Origin of the sequence: Segeticoccus rhizosphaerae (genome assembly GCF_009192725.1) — a bacterium.
In the GTDB taxonomy this organism is placed as follows: Bacteria; Actinomycetota; Actinomycetes; order Actinomycetales; family Dermatophilaceae; genus Segeticoccus; species Segeticoccus rhizosphaerae.
Window position 1 is genome coordinate 1 of the sequence record NZ_VOHR01000488.1, and the last position, 1998, is coordinate 1998.

General features: G+C 71.4%; 2 protein-coding genes. One reads left to right on the forward strand and one right to left on the reverse strand.

What is annotated here, in order from left to right; all coding sequences use genetic code 11:
* Positions 1-93 precede the first annotated feature (93 nt).
* Positions 94-1128 carry a hypothetical protein gene (locus FRW57_RS20940; protein ID WP_152186974.1) on the reverse strand — a complete coding sequence of 345 codons (1035 nt, stop codon included), beginning with the start codon at positions 1126-1128 and terminating at the stop codon, positions 94-96.
* A 156-nt stretch (positions 1129-1284) separates the two neighbouring features.
* Here FRW57_RS20940 and FRW57_RS20945 point away from each other — a divergent pair.
* The coding region (locus FRW57_RS20945; RefSeq protein ID WP_152186975.1) for an NADP-dependent oxidoreductase at positions 1285-1998 on the forward strand (714 nt) is incomplete at its 3' end.

Consider the following 1998-nt stretch of genomic DNA (forward strand, 5'->3'; position numbering starts at 1 on the left):
CCGGGCGGGCCGAACGGGCACGGCGCGGGGCGGTGATCCGGCGGGGCCGGGGTGGGAGCAACGCCGGTGTGGCGCGCTCCCACCCCGGGTGCGTCAGTCCGGCAGGCCCACCTTGTCGACCCTGCGGTGGTAGTACATCCCGGCCAGGCCACCGAGCAGGGCGCCGATGAGGCTCGCCAGCGCGAGGATGATCAGCACGATGATGCCGCCGGTGGTCAGCGTGCCCTGGTCGACCGGCCAGCGCGGGAAGCTGTTGAGCGTGCTGAGGATGTCGTACTTCGGTCCCCAGAGGGCGGCCGCGCCCGCGACGATCGCGGCGATCACGATCGCCCAGAGCCAGACCACCAGGCCCTGCCGGATCCCGTTGAACCGGGCCATCCTGCCGGCCACGTAGCCGCCGACGTAGTAGGACACGACGATGATGACCAGCAGAGCGATGCCACCGGCGAGCCCGATCGAGCCGAGGTTGTCCGAGGCCTGGCGGGTCACTTCGTCGAGGTTGGCGTCCGTGACCCCGATCTGGGCGCCGACGGCCGCCACGAGGGCGGTCAGCAGCACCGCGAGCCCGGTGGCGGCGAGCCAGCCGAAGAAGCCGGCACCGATCTTGACCCCGCCGAAATCCTCCTTCTGCCGCGCGATGACGCTGTGCCGGTCCGGCACCGCCGGACGTTCGGTGTATCCCGCGGCGGTGCGGCCGGAGTAGCCGACGTCACGCTCGTCGCCGACAGCTCGGGTGTCCACGGGCCGGGTGTCGTCCCGCCGGACGTCGTCGCGCGAGAGCTCAGCGCGTCGGGCTTCCTCACCTCGACGATCCGTGTCACGTGCCCCTGGGGCAGGCACGGCCTGGGTGTCGGCCGACCGGCTGCCGGAAGCCCCGGTTTCCTCCACCGGCGCGTCCGCGGCCTGGTCGTAGGCCTCGTGCCGTCCTCTTCCCGCCGGTGCGGTGGCGGTCTCGCGATCTCCCTCGCCGTATGCCGTGCGCTCGGCCGGAGCCGTGTCGGGCACGTTTCCCCGCCCCGTGAGCCGCTCGCCGAGCGTGCGGTGGTCCTGCTCGTTCACAGGGCGCCCCGTGGGCAGGTCGTTCGATCCTTCGCCCTCCGGACGATTGGCGCCGGTGTTGGTGCTCATCGGTCCTCCCTAGCTTGGTCCCGAGCGTTCGGTCCTCACCGTATGCACCGATTACCCCCAAACAGGCATCACATGCCCACCGGATCTCGGCGCCGCCTCGAAGACACTCTCTGACAAGGGCGAAATTCTCCGGGTCACCGCGCTGTTGTCCGGCGTATGCGAGCTATCACCTATGACCATTACGGCGACCCCGACGTCCTGCAGCTGACCGACCAGCCCGAGCCGAAGGTCGGCCCCGGTGAAGTGCGGATCAGGGTGCGCAGCGCCGGGGTCAACCCGGTCGACTGGAAGCTGATGGCGGGCTACCTCGACCCGATGATGGAGGTGCTCTACCCCGTCGTTCCCGGCTGGGACGTCGCTGGGGTTGTCGAGTCGGTCGGGTTGGACACCCCGGAGTTCGCGCCCGGTGACGAGGTGATCGCCTACGTGCGCAAGGACTTCGTGCACGGGGGCACCTTCGCCGACTACGTCACGGCACCGGTCAGGACGGTCGCCGCCAAGCCCGCGGCGCTGGACTGGGACCAAGCGGCCGGGCTCCCGCTGGCGGGACTCACGGCATACCAGCTGTTGACGCGTCTCGGCGTGGGCGAGGGCGAGACGGTCCTCATCCACGCCGCGGCCGGCGGCGTGGGCGCCCTCGCCACCCAGATCGCTCGTACGTTCGGCGCGAGGGTCATCGGCACGGCCTCCGACTCCAACCACGACTATCTGCGCGGCCTCGGCGCCGAACCCGTGGCCTACGGCGACGGACTGGCCGGCCGGGTGCGGGCGCTCGCGCCGAAGGGGGTCGACGTGGTTGTCGACTTCGTCGGCGACGTGCTCGACGTCACCCGCGCCGTGCTGCGGCCCGGCGGGCGCAACGGCTCGGTG

Excerpts from the sequence above, each read along its gene's own strand:
- FRW57_RS20940 (WP_152186974.1), bottom strand. The coding sequence starts at position 1,128 with ATGAGCACCAACACCGGCGCCAATCGTCCGGAGGGCGAAGGATCGAAC.